Genomic DNA, 19,739 nt, shown 5'->3' on the forward strand with positions numbered 1-19,739 from the left:
CCTAGGCTTGTGCCTTGGCCGGCTTGACGGCTCTGGCGGGGCTGGTCACCAGCCAGACCGCGAGGCAGACCACGGCGCCGCCGAACACGAAGCCGCCGGTGAGGGTTTCCCCCAGCACCAGATAGCCCCACAAGATACCAAAGGGGGGGATGAGGAAGGTGACCGTGAGGGAGCGCAGGGGCCCGATGTCGGCGATCAGCCGAAAATAGATCAGGTAGGCGAAGGCGGTGCAGAGGAAGCCGACCGCCAGCACGCTGACCCAGACGTCAGGTTGGAGCCAGTCGACGGCGGGGCCGGTCGCCAGGGTGTAGCCGAAGAAGGGAAGCAGGAAGAGGACGGCCCCTATCTGGCTGCCAAAGGCCACCAGTTTGGCGTCCAGGCCTCCCCGCTCGGTGACCCAGCGTCTCGTCAGGAAGCCGGCGCAGCCATAGCAGGCGGTGGCGATGAGGCAGGCCAGCACCCCGATGGCCAGTTGGCCGCTCAGGTCGACCTCCCCGGTGGTGGTGATGAGCCCGATGCCCACCAGCCCCAGCATCACCCCGGCCCACTTTCGCAAGGTCAGCGCCTCGTGAAAGAAGGAGAAGCCGATGAGGGCGCCCATCAGGGGCGTGGTGGCATTGAGGATGGCGGAATACCCTGCGGGCAGCCAGAGGGCCGCCACGGCATACATCAGGAAGGGGACGCCGGAGTTGATGATGCCAAGCACCATGATGGATTTGAGCTTGCCCTGAAACTGCATGGGGGTGCGCAGCAGCAGGAGCATGGCGGCGAGCCCGACGAGGGCGAAGAAGACTCGCAGGAAGGTGGTGTTGACCGAGCCGAACGCCGGCGCCGCGATGCGCATGAACAAGAAGCTGGCACCCCAGATGGCTGCCAGCGCGAGCAATCTCCCGTAATCCGATGGTCTCATCGTTTCTCCCTGACTGAACCGCCCTGTTGCCCGAGATGGCAAGGGGGATTGCATCATGGGGGCAAGTGTCCCCGATGGCAACGGCGCCGTGCAGGAGGCAGGGGCTGACCCTGTGCCCGAGGTGGTCGCGGAGGGCGGCCATCTTGCTCTCCCCGATGGGGGCGCCCCTCACTTCTGCGCCAGGAAATGAAAGCGCTATCAATCACATACAGCCCATGACGAGGTCGACAGTGGTCACATTTTGCACGTGTTGGCCATGAATTGGCCATGGGGGACTCTAGACTGGTCGGGCTCATCTGAAGGCGGGACGTTGCGGATGGGGGAATGCCGGGACACACCGGCATCACACACAAACAATGAAAATAAAGGACTATCAATGGCTAGATGGATACTCGCGGCCGGATTGTTGGGAACCCTGATCACGGCGCCGAGCACGGCGGCGGAGTGGTTCTTCCGGGGCACCGCGAATGGATGGGCGGCGACCGCCATGACGTCGACGGACGGCGTCAATTTTGATACCTGTCAGCGCTTCGTGAGCGGGGATGCCAGCGGCGGCCCGCGCTTCAAGATAGACAGGTACGGCAACTGGCAGCAGAGCTACCCGGCGGCCGACTACGGGGTCAATGCCAACACGGCGTACCAGATCCGCATCAATGCCAGCACCCAGGCGGTGAGCGCGACGGCGGTGGCCAGTTGCGAGGCCTCGGGGTTTGCCAGCACCTTGCCGCAGCTCAACGTGCGCGGCACCTTCAACGGCTGGGCCAGCCTCCCCATGACCCTGGTAGGGGATCACCTGTGGCAGGTGGAAGCCTACCTGGATGGCAAGGCGAGCCAGCGCCTCAAGTTTGATCAGGCTGGGGACTGGGCCGTCAACTTTGGCGACAGCAACGGCGACGGCGTGCTGGAGAAAAGTGGCGGCGACATCTTCTGGAGCGCCGTGGGCACGGTGCGCATCCAGGTCAACGACCAGACCCTGGCCTACAGCATCACCCCTCTTGGGGATGACAACCAGCCGCCGCTCGCGGTCATCACCCCGGGGGGGACGGTGAACGTGACCCAGGGGGCGTCGCTCACCTTGAGCGGCAGCGACTCCACGGATCCCGACGGCCAGATCGCGAGCTATCTGTGGAGCAGCGGCGAGACCACGGAGAGCATCGTCGTCAACACCACCCAGACCGGCACCTTCACCTATGGCCTCACGGTCACCGACGATCAGGGCGCCAAGGGCAGCAGCAGCGTGAGCGTGGTGGTCGGGGTAGGACAGAGCAGCGATAGCTGGTACTTCCGGGGCACGGCCAACAACTGGGGGCTCACCCCCATGACCAGCGAGGATGGCACCATCTTCTGCACCGAGCAGGCCTTTGGCAGCAACAACCCCCGCTTCAAGATTGACCACAAGGGGGACTGGACCGAGGCGTATCCGGCCCAGGATTACCTGGTCAGCGCCAACACCAGTTATCGCATCTGTTTTGACAGCCTGCGCAAGGCCATCGAGGTGGAGACGCTGGCCGGGGCCGATCTGCAGGCCCCCACGGTGACGGCCACCCCGTCCCCGGGGAGTTATGTGGACAGCCAGTCCATCACCCTGGGAGTGAGCGACGATCAGGACAGCGCCCCCGCCGTGCATTTCACGACGGACGGCAGCCAGCCCACCACGGCATCGGCCCGCTATGCAGGCCAGCCCCTGCTGGCGAGTGACAAGGGGAGCGGCACCGATCTGGTGATCCGCACCCTTGCCATCGACGCCAGCGGCAATCAGCGCGAGCAACGCTTCGAGTACCGCATCGGCGAGCAGGGAGTGGCGAGCGGCGATTTTCGTGCCGAGAGCATCTACTTCCTGCTGACTGCCCGCTTCTATGATGGCGATGCCAGCAACAACTACTACAACCGGGATCGCTACAAGGCGGGGGATCCCCAGTGGCGTGGCGACTTCAAGGGGTTGATCGCCAAGCTCGACTACATCAAGGATCTCGGCTTCACCGCCATCTGGGTGACGCCGCCGGTGGAGAACCGCTCCGGCCTCGACTACCACGGCTACCATGCCTACGATTTCTACCGGGTCGATCCCCGTCTGGAGTCGCCGGGGGCGGGTTACCGGGAGTTCATCCAGGCGGCCCACGCCAAGGGGCTCAAGGTGATCCAGGATGTGGTGCTCAACCACTCGAGCCAGTACGGTCTGCGCGGCAAGACCTGGATCGATCGCCTGCCCGTCAAATACTACGTACCGGCGGGGTCGAGCCAGGGACTCATCAACAATGGCCCCTATCAGGGCAATCTCGGGGACTACGCCAGCGCCAACCGCTGTGACGACGACAACCCGGTGGCTCCCGACTGGTACAAGGCTCGCTGCCAGTCCGATCCGGCGGGCACCCAGCCCCTGGTAGACCCCAAGACCGGCGCCACCGTGCCGAGCGCAGGCTACAACCCCAACCGCTTCTTCGGCATCGACGCCCAGACCCTGGATCCCGCCTGGTATCACCTGGACGGTTTCATGTCCGGCGGTGACTGGGAGAGCCCGCTCGCCCTGCAGCGCAAGCACATGGCGGGGGACTGCATCGATCTCGCCACCGGCAACCAGAACGTTAAGGACTACCTCAACGGCGCCATTCGTCAGTACCTCGACATGGGGGTGGATGCGATTCGCATCGATACCTTGAAACACATCGAGCGGGACGAACTGCTGACCTATGTCCATGACTGGCAGGCCCACAAGCCGGGGCTGTTCGTCTTTGGCGAAAACCTGGTCAAGGGCACCGGATGGGGCTCTGAGCTGGCCAACGACAATGCCTCGGCGGTGATCCGCCCCTGGTGGTATACCCGCACCACGCCGAACCCGGCCAATCCCCGTGCAGGGGGCGATTCCGGCCTCTCTGTGCTGGACTTCTCGCTGTTCTCCACCTTCCGTGACAACGTCACCCGGGGGAACTTTGGCGGGGTAGGGGGGATCTTCGCCATGGATTGGGTCTATGGGGATGCCACCAAGCTCATCACCTTCTTCCAGAACCACGACGTGGGGCCGGACAATGACTTCAAGTACCGCTACGGCGGGGAAGAGGGGAATGCGGCCATGACCTACAACCTGCTCTGGACGGCGCGGGGGATCCCGACCCTCTACTACGGGGAGGAGGTGATGTTCCAGGCGGGCAAGCCCCAGGACATCGACGGGGCCACCATGACGGTGGATCAGACCGGTCGTGCCTACTACGGGGAGGTGCTGGACAACCCCGCCACCCCGAGCCACCCGCTCTATCAGCACATCAAGCGCCTGAACCAGATCCGCAAGGCGGTGCCCGCCCTGCAAAAGGCGCCCATGAGCCAGGTGAACGAGTGGGGGAGCGGCATCAGCTTCGTGCGTGATCTGAGCGCCCAAGGGAGCTACGCTGCCGTGGGCCTTGCGGCCAACTCGGCCCAGCAGATAAACCTGAGTGGCCTGAAGAACGGCACCTACACGGACGTGGTAACCGGTGCGAGCCAGAGCGTCAGCAACGGCAGCCTGAGCTTTGCGGTGCCCGCCTATTCGGCGCGGGTCTGGGTACTGAACGGCCCGGGCAAGGTGGGCGCGGACGGCAAATACCTCAAGTAAGGAAGCCCTGTCACAGGGTGCAGCGAGTCGGCCTTCGGGCCGACTTTTTTATTCTGCCTTCTGCCTTCTGCCTTCTGCCTGAATGGATGCCCCATCCTGATGGGACTCTGGCTGCGGAGGGGCTGATGGATGGACAGACCTGTGGACTCGCGACCAGCACGCTCATGGGCAGGGGGCTAGAGGGAAGGGGAGTGGTGCATCCGCCGCCCGAGTCACTCCATGCTCTGCATATTGCAGTGCTCATGGCAGTGAGCAAAGCGGTGCCCATGTCGCCTCTGCGCCGCGGTGCAAGGCAAACCGTGCCACTCGGTTGATCTATATTGGTGCAACTGCACTTTATTGGTGCGTAATGTCCACATCCGCCCCTGGAGCCCGCCCCGAAGATACACGCCGTATGGCCCCCGGATTTCCCCCATGACAAGCATCATCCATGCTGAAAAGCGGCATCGTATCGACATGATCTGCCGAAAAACCGGGCTGTGAAGGGGATAGCACGAGGCCTTTTTCGGTGACTCGGGTAAACATGCTGCGCCACTGTGTTGGCCGATCACTGAAGTGGTGCATTCGACCTGCATATTGCGCATTTATCGGAATTTAAATCCGATTATTTATGGTATCACGGACTCTTGTTTTGATTGGCGCTCTTTTTGCTGTGCCTTGTCATCCCCATGATGGCGAGATCAGGGGGCGGGGAGCGCAAGATTGGGGGTTGGGACGGCAAGGTGAGCGGGTCGCCGCCATCAGCCCCAATGCGGCCTGGTTGTCGGGCAACGGATGCCACCATCACATCGGATCTAAGGAGTCATATGGAAGGTGAAATGACCATGCAGCCAGCGGCTGCGGGCAGGGGGCTGGCCCATACCCTCAAGGACGATGTCTACGGCATGGTGCTCGGGGTCATGTTTATCGCCGTGGGGCTCAATCTGCTCAAGTGTTCCGGCATGATCACCGGCGGCATCGCGGGCATCGCCCTGCTGATCGCCCATGTCAGCACCCTGCCCATCGGCGTGCTCTTCTTCCTGGTGAACCTGCCCTTCATGGTGTTCTGCTACGTCACCATGGGGCGCGCCTTCACCCTCAAGACGCTGATCGTCAACGTCGCCCTCTCGGCGGCCACCCAGGCGGTGCCGCTGCTGCTGACGGTGAGCTATGTCCATCCCCTGTTTGCCGCCCTGGTGGGGGGAACCTTCCTCGGCATGGGGGTCTTGTCTCTGGCGCGCCACAATGCCTCCGTGGGGGGCACCGGCGTGGTGACGCTCTGGCTGCAACGGCGCACCGGCATCAATGCGGGAAAGAGCCAGATGGTGCTGGATGTGCTGGTGTTTGCGCTCTCTCTGCTCACCCTGCCGCTTCCCCTGCTGCTCTGGTCAACCCTGAGTGCGCTGGCCATGAACGCCATGCTGATGAACTGGCACAAGCCGGGCCGCTATCAGGGGAACTGACCGCCGGTATGGCTGACGGCTGTGAGTGGAAAAAAGGCCGTTCCGGGAGACTGGCGGCAGAAAGGGGCTCAACGGCAAAAAAGATCATCTTGTCGGGAAAAACGGCATGGTTACGGCTGAATTTATTGGTTTTTTGCCCTGTTGGTGGCGTTAAATCGGGCTACGCCATAAAAAATTCAAAAAACTTCTTTACCACTGCCCAATGCATGAGTAAAATTTGTCGGCAATATTTTACACCCCCACTCCTCAACGGTGAGATATTGCCATGCTCAGGATTGCCAAAGAAGCGCTGACCTTCGACGATGTACTGTTGGTTCCAGCCCACTCCACTGTTCTCCCCAATACCGCCGACCTGCGTACCAAGCTCACGTCTGCGATCACGCTGAATATCCCGATGATCTCCGCTGCCATGGACACAGTGACCGAAGCCCGTCTGGCTATCGCACTGGCCCAGGAAGGCGGTATCGGCTTCATTCACAAGAACATGTCCATCGAGCAGCAGGCTGCCGAAGTGCGCAAGGTCAAGAAGTACGAGAGCGGCGTGGTCAGCGACCCCGTTACCGTGCGCCCTGACATGACCATCGCCCAGATCAAGGAGCTGAGCCACAAGAACGGTTTCGCCGGTTACCCCGTGGTGACTGACGGCAACCAGCTGGTGGGCATCATCACCGGCCGTGACGTGCGCTTCGTCATCGATCTCTCCCAGACTGTCGAACAGATCATGACCCAGAAAGATCGTCTGGTGACCGTGCGTGAAGGGGCCCCTCGTGAAGAGGTGGTGGCTCTGATGCAAAAGCATCGCATCGAGAAGGTGCTGGTGGTCAACGGCGACTTCAAGCTCAAGGGCATGATCACCGTGAAGGACTTCCAGAAAGCCGAGCGCAAGCCCAACGCCTGTAAAGACGAGCGTGGCCGTCTGCGGGTCGGTGCCGCCGTCGGTGCCGGTGCCGGCAACGAAGAGCGCGTCGCCGCCCTGGTGGAAGCCGGTGTGGACGTGCTGCTGATTGACTCCTCCCACGGCCACTCCCAGGGCGTGCTGGATCGCATCAAGGCGACCCGTGAAGCCTATCCTGACCTGCAAATCATCGGCGGCAACGTCGCCACCGCCGCTGGCGCCAAGGCGCTGGTGGAAGCGGGTGTCAACGCCGTCAAGGTCGGTATCGGCCCGGGCTCCATCTGTACTACCCGTATCGTGACCGGCGTGGGCGTGCCCCAGATCACCGCCATCTCCGACGCTGTGGACGCCCTGGAAGGCACCGGCGTGCCGGTGATTGCCGATGGTGGCATCCGCTTCTCCGGCGACGTGGCCAAGGCCATCGCCGCGGGCGCAAGCTGCGTCATGGTGGGCTCCATGTTTGCCGGTACCGAAGAGGCGCCGGGCGAGATCGAGCTCTATCAGGGCCGCTCCTTCAAGTCCTACCGCGGCATGGGCTCTCTGGGTGCCATGTCCAAGGGCTCCAGCGACCGTTACTTCCAGACCGACAACGCCGCCGACAAGCTGGTGCCGGAAGGGATCGAAGGGCGCGTGCCGTACAAGGGCCGCCTCAAAGAGATCATCCACCAGCAGATGGGCGGCCTGCGCTCCTCCATGGGTCTGACCGGCAGCGCGACCATCGACGACATGCGCACCAAGGCCGAGTTCGTGCGCATCTCGGGCGCCGGGATGAAAGAGTCCCACGTTCACGACGTGACCATTACCAAAGAAGCCCCCAACTACCGGATGGGCTGATGAAACGGGGCTCTGCGCCCCGTTTTTCCACCCTTTTTTTATCCCGTGCTTTTTGTGACAACATCAGCCTGATGCAGGAATAAAATGACTAAAGACATTCACGCCCACCGTATCCTTATCCTGGATTTCGGTTCCCAGTACACCCAGCTCATCGCCCGTCGCGTCCGTGAAATCGGCGTCTACTGCGAGCTGTGGGCCTGGGATGTAACCGAAGAGCAGATCCGCGAGTTCAACCCGAGCGGCATCATCCTCTCCGGCGGCCCGGAATCCGTGACCGAGGCGGGCAGCCCGCGCGCCCCCGAGTACGTGTTCAACGCCGGTGTGCCGGTGTTCGGCATCTGCTACGGCATGCAGACCATGTCCGAGCAGCTCGGCGGCAAGGTGCAGTCCTCCAACCTGCGTGAATTCGGCTATGCCCAGGTCGAAGTGCTGGGCCAGTCCGGCAAGACCAGCGCTCTCTTGCGCAACATCGAAGACGCCATTGCCGACAACGGCAATGCCCTGCTGGATGTCTGGATGAGCCACGGCGACAAGGTCACCGAGATCCCCGCCGGCTTCACCACCATCGCCCAGACCGCGACCTGCCCCCATGCCGCCATGGCCGACGAAGCCAAGCGCTTCTACGGCGTGCAGTTCCACCCGGAAGTGACCCACACCCGTCAGGGTGCCCGTATGCTGGAGCACTTCGTCAAGGACATCTGCGGCTGCGAATGCCTCTGGACCCCGGCCACCATCATCGACGACGCCGTTGCCCGCATCCGCGAGCAGGTGGGTGACGACGAAGTGATCCTGGGCCTCTCCGGCGGCGTGGATTCCTCCGTGGTCGCCATGCTGGTGCACCGCGCCATCGGCGATCGCCTCACCTGCGTCTTCGTTGACAACGGCTTGCTGCGCCTGAACGAAGGCCAGCAGGTGATGGACATGTTCGGCGATCACTTCGGCCTGAACATCATCAAGGTCGACGCCGAAGAGCGCTTCCTCTCCGCTCTCGCGGGGATCGACGAGCCGGAAGCCAAGCGCAAGACCATCGGCCGCGTCTTCGTCGACGTGTTCGACGACGAGTCCAAGAAGCTCAAGAACGCCAAGTGGCTGGCCCAGGGCACCATCTACCCGGACGTCATCGAATCCGCTGCCAGCAAGACCGGCAAGGCTCACGTGATCAAGTCCCACCACAACGTCGGCGGCCTGCCGGAAGAGATGAAGATGGGTCTGGTGGAGCCGCTGCGCGAGCTGTTCAAGGACGAAGTGCGCCGTGTCGGCCTCGAACTCGGCCTGCCCTACGACATGCTCTACCGTCACCCCTTCCCGGGTCCTGGCCTGGGCGTGCGTGTGCTTGGCGAAGTGAAGAAAGAGTACTGCGACCTGCTGCGCAAGGCTGACGCCATCTTCATCGAAGAGCTGCGCAAGGCCGACCTCTACAACCAGGTCAGCCAGGCGTTCGCCGTCTTCCTGCCGGTGCGCTCCGTCGGCGTCATGGGCGATGGCCGCAAGTACGACTGGGTCATTGCGCTGCGCGCCGTCGAGACCATCGACTTCATGACCGCCCACTGGGCCCACCTGCCGTACGACTTCCTCGGCCACGTGTCGAACCGCATCATCAACGAGATCAACGGCATCTCTCGCGTGGTGTACGACGTCTCCGGCAAGCCGCCCGCAACCATCGAATGGGAATAAGCGGCTAACGTTTTCCTGCCGATAACGCAAAACTGTCAAAAAGGCGCCCTTGAGACGCCTTTTCTTTTTCCAATCGTTTGCGAGAAATTTTTCCCCTGGCGAAGGGGGTGAAGGCTCTGTTGCCACCGTTGTCATGGTGAGTGCCTGGGTCGAGCGACAGAGCGTCATCCATCGCGTCCACATAGGGCGGCAGGCTGTGGTTTATCCAGACAGGGGAGGGGGAGCAAACCCTGTCCGTCAGTTGCCATGTGGGCAATGGAACCGGATCCCCGCCGTTTGGATACCCCATCTTGATGCAAGAGGGTGATGTGAGCTGCTGATACGCCCCCAAGATGGGGTAATTTCTTGATCTGGCTTGGGAAACGCCCACCTTCCGCTTTTTCTTGTCTCTTTCGCTCGCTAGGATATCCGTCTGGATATGGCCTCTTAGGAGTCACCGATGAACCAGGCCAGAGCAACAGCGCGGGTCAAAGGCAGCAAACGGGAGGCTGTCCTGCGGTAGCTTTGCTGTTATTCGGGAATAGTGCGGGCAAGCCAAGCGCCAGTGGCGGCTGTGAATAGAAGCGAATGTGGTCAGATACCAGTGACAGTTTGGTAATGTGATGATTTAAATGATTTTTTTGGCGATTACGAAGATGGAACGGAGTTATATGGAAGGTTCTGCTATCCGGGATGGCGTAGCTTTTCATCTAACAACAGTTAGCCCTCACAGGATAATTACATGCAATTTTTGAAGCCTGGTTCTGGAAACTGGCGCAGTAAGCAAGACTTACCCTCAGAGTCATTTGTTTGCGGTTACTGCAACCACCTTATTTCTTCAAATAAAGGCTATGCCATTGGTGCACTTAGCGATGGGAGTGGAAAAGTTGTGGGTGCTGCTTACATTTGCACTCATTGCAGCGGAATCACTTTCTTTGCTCCAAGCGGTGTTCGGTATCCTGCACCTGCTCTGGGTAATACAGTCCGGCATGTACCTGACGACATTGATGCACTCTACCAGGAAGCCCGGCGTTGCACTGGTCAGTCTTGTTACACAGCCGCAGTTCTCTTATGTCGCAAGATGCTAATGAATATCGCAGTGCACCAGGGCGCAAAAGAGAACATGAAATTCATTGAGTATGTTGAGTATTTATCTAACCAAGGCTTCGTACCGCCAAATGGAAAAGTATGGGTTGATCACATCCGAAATAAGGGGAATGAGGCAACGCATGAAATTGCGTTAATGGCTGAAGCCGATGCCAAGAACCTTATGTCATTTGTAGAAATGCTGCTGCGTTTTGTCTATGAGTTTCCAGGCCTTGTTCCGGAAAGTGGCGGCTAACAAGTAGCTGAAATTTAGCTTTAGTCACTGGGATAAGCTAAAGCCCGCTTCTTTTTCAAGTGTTACACGCACAGGAGTTATGCATGTCACTAGACATCGCGTATAGCATAGAAATAGAAGTAGATGACTATTTAGACCCAGACAAGGCTACGACCTCTACTGGGTTGGCCTAATACTGATAAGCAAGAATTATTTTGCCCAGGTACTGACTGCACAGCTAAAGTCACCTGTTGCAACATAGATAAAGATGGATAAATATGAGGGTTATCCCTCACTTTAGAATTTATGGAAAAATCATGCAAAGACCTGTGAGGTTAGTCGCAGTGTAGACTATGAAATAAATGACACATTACGGAAAATAAGGGTATAAAAATAACGTTGTTCGACAAGTATATCGTTGGCGAATTCGTTCTTAAACGCACTGAATCATATTGCGATGGTCGGCTCCTAGAAGTCTAAATGCCAAATAATAAAGAAAGCAATTAATGTACAGAGGTGGCAACCTTGAGGAAGAACTAAGGAACATCAGGCACTCTAGAAAAATATACTCTGTTAGAACAGTTTTTAGTCAAAGATGCTTCTCTTGGCTCAAGAAGGGTTAATTTTTTGGAAATAACGTAGCCTATGTATCAATCATGAAATGTGTCTTGGAACAAGATCTAGAAATTTTCTAGAGTATCTCGTTATCTATTACGGCTGGGAATTTATTGACTGACTCAACTCAATTTAGGGTTGTAGAATAAGGTTTAAATAAATGCGTAAATTTCAAAATGATCAATATTGACATAATAGTAGTTAGCGATGAGTCACTGTTTCATCAGTTTCGTGAATAAGAAAATAACAACTTATTTAGGTCACTAGAGCTATGTGTTAGGGTGAGCTAGAAAAGCTCTTAAGCAAACGATATGTAATCAAGGGGGGGGCATGGCAGTTGTAAAATTTCCGAGCAATTGTAACGAACAAGAAATATTCAGATTCTGTACTGAGGTGGAAAAGTATGCGGGTGAAAAAGATCTATTGATAGACTTTTCTTCTATGGGGAGGATCGAACCATTCTCGATGACTTATGTAGCAAAGCATATAAGAGACTTTAGTCGAAAATATAAAGACACAATAGTTCGCTGTACGGGCCATCAGAATAAAGAATACGCTGCCAACATGGCTTTTTTCCGAGCATTTGGGCTGAAGTATGGAAGAGAGCCAAACTGCAAAGATGGAAATGAGAGTTTTGTGCCATTTACAATCCTGCGAATTCAAACCATTGTTGACGAAGCATCAAAAGAATGGAAAGAGGCCCAGGATATTATAGAAAAACGCTCAGAACACTTGGCAAAAATTCTTTCCAGAGAAGAAGGTGGAAATCTAGTAGATGCCCTTACGTTTTCAATAAGAGAGATTATGCGTAATGTTTTGGAACACAGCCAATCCCGCAGTATAGAGTATTGTGCACAATACTGGCCCACATATCACAAAGTAGAGATTGCCATTATCGACAATGGAATTGGTTTGAAGCAATCCCTCTTGGCAAATCCCTTCATTCAGGTTGAATCAGATTCAGATGCCATTCAGCAAGCATTAATGCCTGCAATTTCTAGCAAGAACTTTAAAGGGGCTCGTGTTGATAGGGACAACCCATGGCACAACTCCGGGTTTGGTCTTTATATGATCAGTAGAATTTGCAGACTTGGTGGAAACTTCTTAATTTGCAGTGGCGATCATGGAATCGCGTTAAATGAACAAAGGAAGCAACATATTGATTTAGGGCACCGAGTCAATGGCACCGCAGTTAGAATGGTTCTAAATACCAGTAAACTCACAGATTTGAGCCAAATGCTTGCGAGGTTTAGAGATGAAGGTTATGAAATTGCAAAGGAAATCAAAGGTGTAGGTATGTACACCGCCTCTGCTGCATCCCAAATGTTATCTAGGGACTTCAAGAAATAAACTTGACAGATGGATCAAGTTTCTCGCTTTACTAACTGAAATATACCCCCTTAACAACGCGTATGGAAAATCAAATGGATGTATTATCTTCATTTGTCGAAGAGCAAAAATCAAAAAGCGATTCTGTCCATTTATTTGGCGTAATCATATACACCAACATTCATCCGAATAATAAAAAAGTACTGCATGATGATGATTACTGGCAGGCTCTACATGAATTAACCGGAGATAACTTATCTGTATTTTCTGTGCGCCCTGCAAAAGGTCGTTATGAATTTCCTAGATTACCACCTGGTGTATTCAGTATGATGGTTCCAATCTGGAATTAGCCAAGAGACAATAAAAAGCTCCTTAATTTATTTGAAATAAAAAGTACAGAAAAACCACCATTGTTATTGCTATTCACTGAAATAAATGGAAGGTACTTATCCATCCAGTTAGAAATTAATGATGCCAGTGAAAATGATGCTTATAACTCAACAAAAGAACATCTTGAATTCGCATGCAATGTAATGTCTGGCATAAATATAGGAAATTACGACAACCCCGAAGGGATATTTGCGGCCCTATCACTACAAAACGATCAAAGACGAGCTTGGAAATTTATTAAGAATGGAATCAATATATACACATATATAAAGGGACTTCTCCCATAGCAAGTGGTACAGGGTACTCCCAGTGTTTGTTGGGGCTGGCAAGGCTATGTTCTTAAAGTGCACCCAATTCGTCTTCTGTTTCCCCTAATCTGATCGCGCATAAAAGGCTGACCCTCACTCATATCTCGCCGCTTCCCAGGCGTGTATCGCCTGTTTGCGGGTTTCGCCCCAGTGATAGCCGCCGAGTTTGCCGTTTTGCTGGATGACTCTGTGGCAGGGGATCATCAAGGCGACGGGGTTGGCGCCCACCGCCAGCCCCACGGCGCGGGCGGCCTTGGGGTTGCCGACGGCGCTCGCCACCTGGGCGTAGCTCACCACCTTGGCGGGCGGGATCGCGAGCAGTGCCCGCCAGACGCTGATCTGAAAGTTGGTGCCGCTCACGTGCAAGGAGAGGGGGCGATCCGGCGTCTTGCTGCCATCGAACATGGTGTGGATGACCCCCTGGGTGCGTGATGGCGCCTCCCTCAGTTCTGCCGCAGGCCAGCGCTGGGCGAGGGCGGTCAGCGGCGCCTGTGGGGCCTGGTCATCGAGAAACGAGAAGTTGCACACCCCCCGCGGGGTCAGGGCGACAAATGCCTGGCCGAAGGGAGTGTCGTGCACCCCGTGATCGATCACCAGCCCGGCCCCGCGCTGCTTGTATTCGCCCGGCGTCACCGCCTCGAGCTGCACGAAGTGATCGTAGAGCCGCGAGCCGCTGCTCAGACCCAGGGTGTCGGCCACCTCCAGCAGCGGGCGCGACTCCTGCAACAGCGCCTTGGCCCGCTCCAGGGTCAGCACCTGCAGATAGCGTTTGGGTGTCACTCCGGCCCAGCGGCTGAACAGCCGCTGGAAGTGAAAGGGGCTTAAGTGAACGTGCGCCGCTATCTCGTCCAGGGTGGGCTGGCGCGCCACCTGGCTTGCGATAAAACGGATGGCATCGGCGATGCGGGCGTAATCAGACATAAGGCGCTCTCACGATAGGTTTGCAGCCGCAGGATCTTGGGTGCGACAAGGTCATGTGCGACAAATAGATACCCCACCATCGGCCAGCAGGGCAATGCCGGTGGTGAAGCTGGAGGCATCGGAGGCGAGATAAAGTGCCGAGCGGGCGATCTCCTCCGGTTGGGCCAGCCGTTTGAGGGCATGCATATGCTGCACAAAGGCGAGACTTTCCGGGGTATTGGTAAAGGCCCGTCCCATGGGGGTGTCGGTGCCCCCCGGCAGCAGGGCGTTGACCCGCACCCCTTGTGCCCCATATTCGGCGGCCAGCACCCGAGTCAGGCCGATGAGGCCTGCTTTGCTTGCGGCATAGGCTGCCATGCCGGGCAGCCCCAGGGTATGGCCGACGAAGGTGGAGGTAAAGATAAGGGAGCCGCCCCCGCGTGCCTGCATGGCGGGGATCTGGTACTTGGCCCCCACAAAGGCGCTGGTGAGGTTGGTATCCAGGGTCTCTTGCCACTGCGCCAGTTCAAGCCCCGGCACGCTGCCCGGTGTCCCCGTGGTGCCGGCGTTGTTGAAGGCGATATCAAGTCCGCCGAAACGGGTCAGCGCAAGATCCACCAAGGCGCGGGCATAGGTTTCGCTTTTCACATCTCCCGCCAGACTCACCGCCTGGCCCCCCTCATGGCGGATCTCCTCCACCAGCAGATTCAGCTCGGTCTGGCGGCGGGCGCCGACGACGACGCTGGCTCCCTCCCTGGCAAACAGGATGGCGCTGGCGCGGCCGATACCGGAGCTGGCTCCCGTGATGATGGCGACCTTGTTGGACAGTAATGACATGGCAGTTCCCTCGCGAGATGTGCATGGCGCCGGGTGGTGACGCTCATGCAGGATTGGCAGACAAGTGGATGGGTTCAACCCCCTCCTGGTTCAAACCTCCTTTGGTTCAACCCCTTGGGGGTCGAAAACACTGTTGGTTTGAAAGCACTGTTGGTTTGAAAGCACTATGGCGGCGAACCTTTGTCACGACGACCCGGATCTTGCTCACTTGTCCCATCGGCGATGGCCCATCACGGCATCGGGAGATATCAGCGTTTTATGAAGGGAGTGGGGAGGGAGTGGGAAGGGAGCGGGTTGTGGCGCCGCTTTCCCAGGTGGTGGTGACCTGGGTTTGCAAGGGCAGGGTATGGAAAACAGTGCCACCGGTGTCGGCGGCACTGACGCAAGGCCTGGTGGGATAACGCTCTTTTAGGGGTTATCAGGCCAGGGCGGGGCTGGATGTGGCGGCGCAGGGCAGGGCGGCCAACTGTGCAAGGTGCTCGCCCAGGGAGACACCGGCGCCGGTGGCGTTGACCGTCTCGAAGTAGTCGTGCCAGCCCGATGCGGCTATTCCCTGGACGAGGGCATCGATGGCTGCGGCATCCGGCCCGCGCCAGATGGCGAAGAAGGGGTGGGGCGCGCCATGGAGGGTGGCAGCATCGGTCTCGCCCAGGGCGATGGGCTCCACCCCGAGGGCGGCGAGGTTGGCCATGCCTGTGCCAATGGCCTCGAAGAACTGCTGACGAGCCGTCTGGTTCAGTGCCAGCCAGGCGGGAGTGGGGGTGTAGAGCTCTGCCAGATAGTGGGTCATAGGGGTTCCTTCGGGAGTTGGCCCTTGCGCAAGGTGCGCAAGGCGCGTTGACAAATCCGGGTTGTCGCGGGGCAGGGGCTTTCGCGAGACCAGCGCGCGCAGAGGTCAGTGACCCACTGTGGCCTGTCTTTGCTCGCATCGTTCAGCCAGTTGGCTACGGAGTCCTGCACATAAGGGGCGGGATCGGCCCTGAGGGGCTCGAGCAGCATCAGGGCCTGCTCCGGCGCTTGTCGCAGGGACGCAAGATGGGTACACCAGACGCCGCGGGGCCGGGTCGCTTCGCTGGCAAAGCGTCGCAGTCGCTCGGACGGCTCCGCCGTCCAGGGCTCCAGGGCGGCAATGGCCACCTCGAGCTGCGCAGCAATGGTCGATCGCATTGCGAGCCAGGCCCACTCGCGCACCCCAAAGTGCGGGTCATCGGCGAGGGGGCGAATGAGGGCCAGGCGGTCGCTGAGCGACAGCCCCTCGCTCGCGCCCACCATGAAACAGGCCCAGCCCCGCACGGTATCGGAGGGATGACGGCTGAGCGCCGCAAGACCCCTCGTGCCGTTCTCGGCCAGGAGCAGCCTGGCGGCCAGGGCCATGCGCCGGGTAATGCCCTCCCCGGATGCGGCGTGCATCGACGCCAGCGCCTGGGGCCCGAGCGAAGGCAGGGTACACTGCATCAGGGCGGCAAAATCCACCGCCAGACATTCGGTCAGGTTGCTTGCCTCAGCCTCTCCCCGATTGAGCTGGGCGAGGCGTGAGGGGGCGATATCCGTGATGCGGCTGCGTGTCATGGGTGCTCCTCTGTGGCGGCCTTAGTACAGCCTGCCCGGGATGAGATGACGTTGAGCCAGGCCCGCTTGAGCAGGGCGCTCAGGGTTTCTCGCTCTGCCTGATCGAACCCGGCAAACAGGGAGCCTATCCACTGGCTGTGCTCATCGAGCAGGTGCTGCGCCAGGGCCTGGCCCTGCTCTGTCAGGCGCACCGAGATCTTTCGCCTGTCCTGGCTGTCGCTGTGGCGAGCCAACAGGCCGTCCCGTTGCAGCCCGTCGAGCAGGCCGGTGATGGTGGCCCGTGTGACCCCCGCCTTGTCGGCAAGCTCGTGGGGGGCCAACCCTTCTGGCAGGTCGCGCAGCAAAAACAGCAGCACGAACTTGCCTTCGGAGAGGCGGTGAGGGGCCAGGCGCGCCGCGCACGCCTGATCGATGGCAGCGGCGAGGGTCAACACCTCAAAGCAGACGCGCATGTTTTGGGTGTCCGCGTGTCCGCGGCGCTCTGCATCCTCGAGCAGGGCGAGGTGTTTCTGTTCCAGCGTGATCATGATGGTGAGTCTCGAATGACTTTGTATGGCGCCATACTATATGGCGCCAACCAAATGATCAACCACCCAAGCGCGCGACTAGGATGGTTCATGGCAACGGGGAGCGGGAGTGTGGCGATGGGGGGCCTTTGCAAGAGAAGGCGTTGCAAGAAAATCGGCCATCTTTGGCCGTCATTCCCTATAATGCCCCTCCTTTGTGGTCTGGGGGGAGTGTCCCGCAGTGAGCCACCGCAAGCCCGAATGTTGATAGAGACGATCCCATGCATACCCTGGAACAGCTTCGCGCAGGCGAGCTCTGCGGCGCCCGCCACCTCAAACTTGCTGAAAACCTCGCGGTGTTCCCTCCCGAGATCCTGAGCCTCAAGGAGACCCTGGAGGTGCTGGATCTCACCGGCAACCAGCTGAGCGAGTTGCCTGACGCGCTGGCCGAATGCAAGAAGCTGCGCATCCTCTTCTGCTCCGAGAACAACTTCACCGAACTGCCCGAGGTGCTGGGGCGCTGCCCTGCGCTCACCATGGTGGGCTTCAAGGCCAACCGCATCGCGACCGTTCCGGCCGCCTCCCTGCCCGCCAGATTGCGCTGGCTGATCCTGACCGACAATGCCATCGAACGACTGCCGGACGAGCTGGGGCAGTGCGACGCCCTGCAAAAGCTGATGCTCTCTGGCAACCGGCTACATGAGCTTCCCGAGACGCTTGCCGGTTGCCACCGTTTGGAGCTTTTGCGCATCGCCGCCAACCGCCTGCCTGCGTTGCCGAGTTGGCTGCCCTCGATGCCGCGTCTGTCCTGGCTGGCCTTTGCGGGCAACCCTTTCTGTGATGAACAGGCGTGTCTGAACGGCACATCGGAGTTCACTACCGAGATCCCCTGGCAGGTGCTCTCACTGGGGGATGTGCTCGGGGAGGGAGCATCCGGCGTCATCTATCGCGCCGAGTGGGCGAGGGCCGAAGGGCCCGGGGCGGTGGCGGTCAAGCTCTTCAAGGGGGCCGTCACCAGCGATGGCTTGCCCCTGAGCGAGATGACTGCGTCCCTGGCCGCCGGTCGTCATCCAAACCTGGTCGGTGTGATGGGGAGAGTGAGCGATCATCCCTCCGGCATCCCGGCACTGGTGATGCCCCTGATAGACCCCGCCTTCTCCACCCTGGCGGGCCCCCCGAGCCTGGACTCCTGCACCCGGGATGTCTATGGGGCGGATCTGAACTTCACCCCGGCCCAGGTGATGGCCATGGTGCAGGGGGTGGCTGCGGCCGCCCGGCACCTGCACGAGCGGGGCATCCTCCACGGCGATCTCTACGCACACAACCTGCTGTACTCCTTGCAGCCCGCGATGCCTCACTCGTCGCAGGAGGCGCCGGGCCGGGTGCTGCTCGGGGACTTTGGTGCCGCCTCCTGTTACGACCGCGCCGATGAGGTGCTGGCCGGGCGGCTGGAGCGCCTGGAAGTGCGGGCCTTTGGTTGCCTGCTGGCCGAGCTGCTGGCGCGCTGTGATGGGGGGGACGCCGACCTCGACCCCCTTCATCGACTGGCCGGGGAGTGCGGCTTTGAGGTGCCTTCCCGGCGACCCACCTTCGCGCAGATCCTGACCCGGCTGGCAGCGATGGCGACAAGCCTGCCTGGGGTCGTGGCCTGAGGCCTGCCCATCGTGGGCGTTCTCTTGCACAGGGGCGGGATCATGGGGCTTGCGCCACTTCGGTGAAGTTGTGATAGTGATGCACCATTGCAGATGACGAGAGGAAGATGATGGAAGCGGCATTTTGGCACCAGAAGTGGAAAGAGAACCGGATTGGCTTTCATCAGGCAGATTTCAACCGCTGGCTGCAATCCTGGTGGTCGGCCCGGCAAGGGAGCGACCCCGTGCTGGTGCCCCTTTGCGGCAAGTCCCGGGACATGCTCTGGCTGCGTGAGCAGGGGCATCCGGTGGATGGCTTCGAGCTCTCCGAGCTCGCCATTACCCAGTTTTTTGACGAGAACAACCTGAGTGCAGAGAGAAGCGAGGTGGGTCCCTATCAGTGCCACCGGCACGAGGATCTGCGCATCTATCAGGGGGACTTCTTCGCCGCCCCGGAGCTCGGGCTGCGTTATCGCCTGGTCTATGACAGGGCGGCCCTTATCGCCTTGCCGGGCGCCATGCGCCGCCAGTATGCCGCCCTGATGAGCCGCCTGGTGGAGGCGGGGGGGCAGGTGTTGCTGGTGACCCTCGAATATCAGCCCGAGCAGCAGCAACAGCCGCCGTTCTCGGTGGGGGAGATGGAGGTGCGCACCCTGTTTGAGCGCGACTTTGGTGTCGAGGTGCTGGGCCGGGGGGCTGAGCTGGATCACCCCAGGGTGCTCTCGGGGCAGCTCTCCTATTTCGACGAGGTAGCCTACCGGCTGATCCGCCGGGGTTGAGAGGGCGCGAGGCCGCTGCCAAGGATGGAAGTGGCGCTTGTTTTACCTCCTTTGACATAGATCAACGTGGAAAATCAGGGAAATGCCTAAGATGAGGCTGTTTCTCAATCACTGCTGGTGCCGACCGATGAGCTCTGGTTTGAACGCCGGTCGAACATCAACCCAGTGTCTGATTTTCACGCTCATGTTCACTTTTGGCGGCTCTGGTCGCAATTGATTATGGTTTTTCCAGCCGAC

At 59.1% G+C, this 19,739-nt stretch carries 15 protein-coding genes; 9 read left to right on the forward strand and 6 right to left on the reverse strand.

Going from position 1 to position 19,739, the window contains the following annotated elements:
• Position 1: 1 nt before the first annotated feature.
• Positions 2-910 carry a DMT family transporter gene (locus tag I6L32_RS16370; RefSeq protein WP_049637173.1) on the reverse strand — a complete coding sequence of 303 codons (909 nt, stop codon included), beginning with the start codon at positions 908-910 and terminating at the stop codon, positions 2-4.
• A gap of 376 nt (positions 911-1,286) precedes the next feature.
• Here I6L32_RS16370 and I6L32_RS16375 point away from each other — a divergent pair, with 376 nt between their 5' ends.
• The 7 genes from I6L32_RS16375 (at position 1,287) to I6L32_RS16405 (ending at position 12,932) form a co-directional block, all read left to right on the forward strand.
• On the forward strand, positions 1,287-4,493 hold the full coding sequence (locus I6L32_RS16375; protein ID WP_254203843.1) for an alpha-amylase family glycosyl hydrolase: 3,207 nt from the start codon (positions 1,287-1,289) through the stop codon (positions 4,491-4,493).
• Positions 4,494-5,299: 806 nt separating this feature from the next.
• Positions 5,300-5,935 carry a YitT family protein gene (locus I6L32_RS16380; protein ID WP_010674548.1) on the forward strand — a complete coding sequence of 212 codons (636 nt, stop codon included), beginning with the start codon at positions 5,300-5,302 and terminating at the stop codon, positions 5,933-5,935.
• A 265-nt stretch (positions 5,936-6,200) separates the two neighbouring features.
• On the forward strand, positions 6,201-7,664 hold the full coding sequence (guaB, locus tag I6L32_RS16385) for an IMP dehydrogenase (RefSeq protein WP_010674549.1): 1,464 nt from the start codon (positions 6,201-6,203) through the stop codon (positions 7,662-7,664).
• Between the two features lie 84 nt (positions 7,665-7,748).
• Positions 7,749-9,338 carry a glutamine-hydrolyzing GMP synthase gene (gene guaA, locus I6L32_RS16390; RefSeq protein WP_042863789.1) on the forward strand — a complete coding sequence of 530 codons (1,590 nt, stop codon included), beginning with the start codon at positions 7,749-7,751 and terminating at the stop codon, positions 9,336-9,338.
• Positions 9,339-10,059: 721 nt separating this feature from the next.
• A complete protein-coding gene (locus I6L32_RS16395) occupies positions 10,060-10,659 on the forward strand; it encodes a DUF4145 domain-containing protein (RefSeq protein ID WP_216944177.1) in 600 nt (199 codons plus the stop codon).
• Between the two features lie 924 nt (positions 10,660-11,583).
• Complete coding sequence (locus I6L32_RS16400; protein WP_216944179.1) at positions 11,584-12,603, forward strand: hypothetical protein; 1,020 nt, start codon at positions 11,584-11,586, stop codon at positions 12,601-12,603.
• Positions 12,604-12,677: 74 nt separating this feature from the next.
• Positions 12,678-12,932, forward strand: coding sequence for a hypothetical protein (locus I6L32_RS16405; protein ID WP_216944181.1), 255 nt, complete (start codon positions 12,678-12,680; stop codon positions 12,930-12,932).
• A gap of 441 nt (positions 12,933-13,373) precedes the next feature.
• Here the strand turns inward: I6L32_RS16405 and I6L32_RS16410 are convergent, their stop codons facing one another.
• The 5 genes from I6L32_RS16410 to I6L32_RS16430 form a co-directional block, all read right to left on the reverse strand.
• On the reverse strand, positions 13,374-14,201 hold the full coding sequence (locus I6L32_RS16410; protein WP_216944185.1) for a bifunctional transcriptional activator/DNA repair enzyme AdaA: 828 nt from the start codon (positions 14,199-14,201) through the stop codon (positions 13,374-13,376).
• 51 nt (positions 14,202-14,252) lie between these two features.
• Positions 14,253-15,017: an SDR family oxidoreductase gene (locus I6L32_RS16415; protein ID WP_216944187.1), complete on the reverse strand. Its 765-nt coding sequence runs from the start codon at positions 15,015-15,017 to the stop codon at positions 14,253-14,255.
• 418 nt (positions 15,018-15,435) lie between these two features.
• Positions 15,436-15,807, reverse strand: a complete 372-nt coding sequence (locus tag I6L32_RS16420; RefSeq protein WP_216944189.1) for a DUF6616 family protein — start codon at positions 15,805-15,807, stop codon at positions 15,436-15,438.
• On the reverse strand, positions 15,804-16,586 hold the full coding sequence (locus I6L32_RS16425; protein ID WP_216944191.1) for a HEAT repeat domain-containing protein: 783 nt from the start codon (positions 16,584-16,586) through the stop codon (positions 15,804-15,806). Before I6L32_RS16425 ends, I6L32_RS16420 begins: the two co-directional genes overlap by 4 nt.
• The gene (locus I6L32_RS16430) at positions 16,583-17,113 is read right to left on the reverse strand and encodes a MarR family winged helix-turn-helix transcriptional regulator (protein WP_103260029.1); all 531 of its coding nucleotides are present in this window, start codon (positions 17,111-17,113) and stop codon (positions 16,583-16,585) included. The genes I6L32_RS16425 and I6L32_RS16430 overlap by 4 nt, the downstream gene beginning before the upstream one ends.
• 260 nt (positions 17,114-17,373) lie before the next feature.
• Between I6L32_RS16430 and I6L32_RS16435 the strand changes: the two genes are divergently transcribed.
• Complete coding sequence (locus I6L32_RS16435) at positions 17,374-18,744, forward strand: leucine-rich repeat-containing protein kinase family protein (protein ID WP_216944193.1); 1,371 nt, start codon at positions 17,374-17,376, stop codon at positions 18,742-18,744.
• A 110-nt stretch (positions 18,745-18,854) separates the two neighbouring features.
• Positions 18,855-19,502, forward strand: a complete 648-nt coding sequence (locus I6L32_RS16440; RefSeq protein ID WP_216945196.1) for a thiopurine S-methyltransferase — start codon at positions 18,855-18,857, stop codon at positions 19,500-19,502.
• The last annotated feature ends 237 nt before the right edge of the window (positions 19,503-19,739 follow it).

Source organism: Aeromonas sp. FDAARGOS 1402 (assembly GCF_019046925.1).
In the GTDB taxonomy this organism is placed as follows: Bacteria; Pseudomonadota; Gammaproteobacteria; order Enterobacterales; family Aeromonadaceae; genus Aeromonas; species Aeromonas caviae.

Excerpts from the sequence above, each read along its gene's own strand:
- I6L32_RS16370 (WP_049637173.1), bottom strand. The coding sequence starts at position 910 with ATGAGACCATCGGATTACGGGAGATTGCTCGCGCTGGCAGCCATCTGG.
- I6L32_RS16375 (WP_254203843.1), top strand. The coding sequence starts at position 1,287 with ATGGCTAGATGGATACTCGCGGCCGGATTGTTGGGAACCCTGATCACG.
- I6L32_RS16380 (WP_010674548.1), top strand. The coding sequence starts at position 5,300 with ATGGAAGGTGAAATGACCATGCAGCCAGCGGCTGCGGGCAGGGGGCTG.
- guaB (WP_010674549.1), top strand. The coding sequence starts at position 6,201 with ATGCTCAGGATTGCCAAAGAAGCGCTGACCTTCGACGATGTACTGTTG.
- guaA (WP_042863789.1), top strand. The coding sequence starts at position 7,749 with ATGACTAAAGACATTCACGCCCACCGTATCCTTATCCTGGATTTCGGT.
- I6L32_RS16395 (WP_216944177.1), top strand. The coding sequence starts at position 10,060 with ATGCAATTTTTGAAGCCTGGTTCTGGAAACTGGCGCAGTAAGCAAGAC.
- I6L32_RS16400 (WP_216944179.1), top strand. The coding sequence starts at position 11,584 with ATGGCAGTTGTAAAATTTCCGAGCAATTGTAACGAACAAGAAATATTC.
- I6L32_RS16405 (WP_216944181.1), top strand. The coding sequence starts at position 12,678 with ATGGATGTATTATCTTCATTTGTCGAAGAGCAAAAATCAAAAAGCGAT.
- I6L32_RS16410 (WP_216944185.1), bottom strand. The coding sequence starts at position 14,201 with ATGTCTGATTACGCCCGCATCGCCGATGCCATCCGTTTTATCGCAAGC.
- I6L32_RS16415 (WP_216944187.1), bottom strand. The coding sequence starts at position 15,017 with ATGTCATTACTGTCCAACAAGGTCGCCATCATCACGGGAGCCAGCTCC.
- I6L32_RS16420 (WP_216944189.1), bottom strand. The coding sequence starts at position 15,807 with ATGACCCACTATCTGGCAGAGCTCTACACCCCCACTCCCGCCTGGCTG.
- I6L32_RS16425 (WP_216944191.1), bottom strand. The coding sequence starts at position 16,586 with ATGACACGCAGCCGCATCACGGATATCGCCCCCTCACGCCTCGCCCAG.
- I6L32_RS16430 (WP_103260029.1), bottom strand. The coding sequence starts at position 17,113 with ATGATCACGCTGGAACAGAAACACCTCGCCCTGCTCGAGGATGCAGAG.
- I6L32_RS16435 (WP_216944193.1), top strand. The coding sequence starts at position 17,374 with ATGCATACCCTGGAACAGCTTCGCGCAGGCGAGCTCTGCGGCGCCCGC.
- I6L32_RS16440 (WP_216945196.1), top strand. The coding sequence starts at position 18,855 with ATGGAAGCGGCATTTTGGCACCAGAAGTGGAAAGAGAACCGGATTGGC.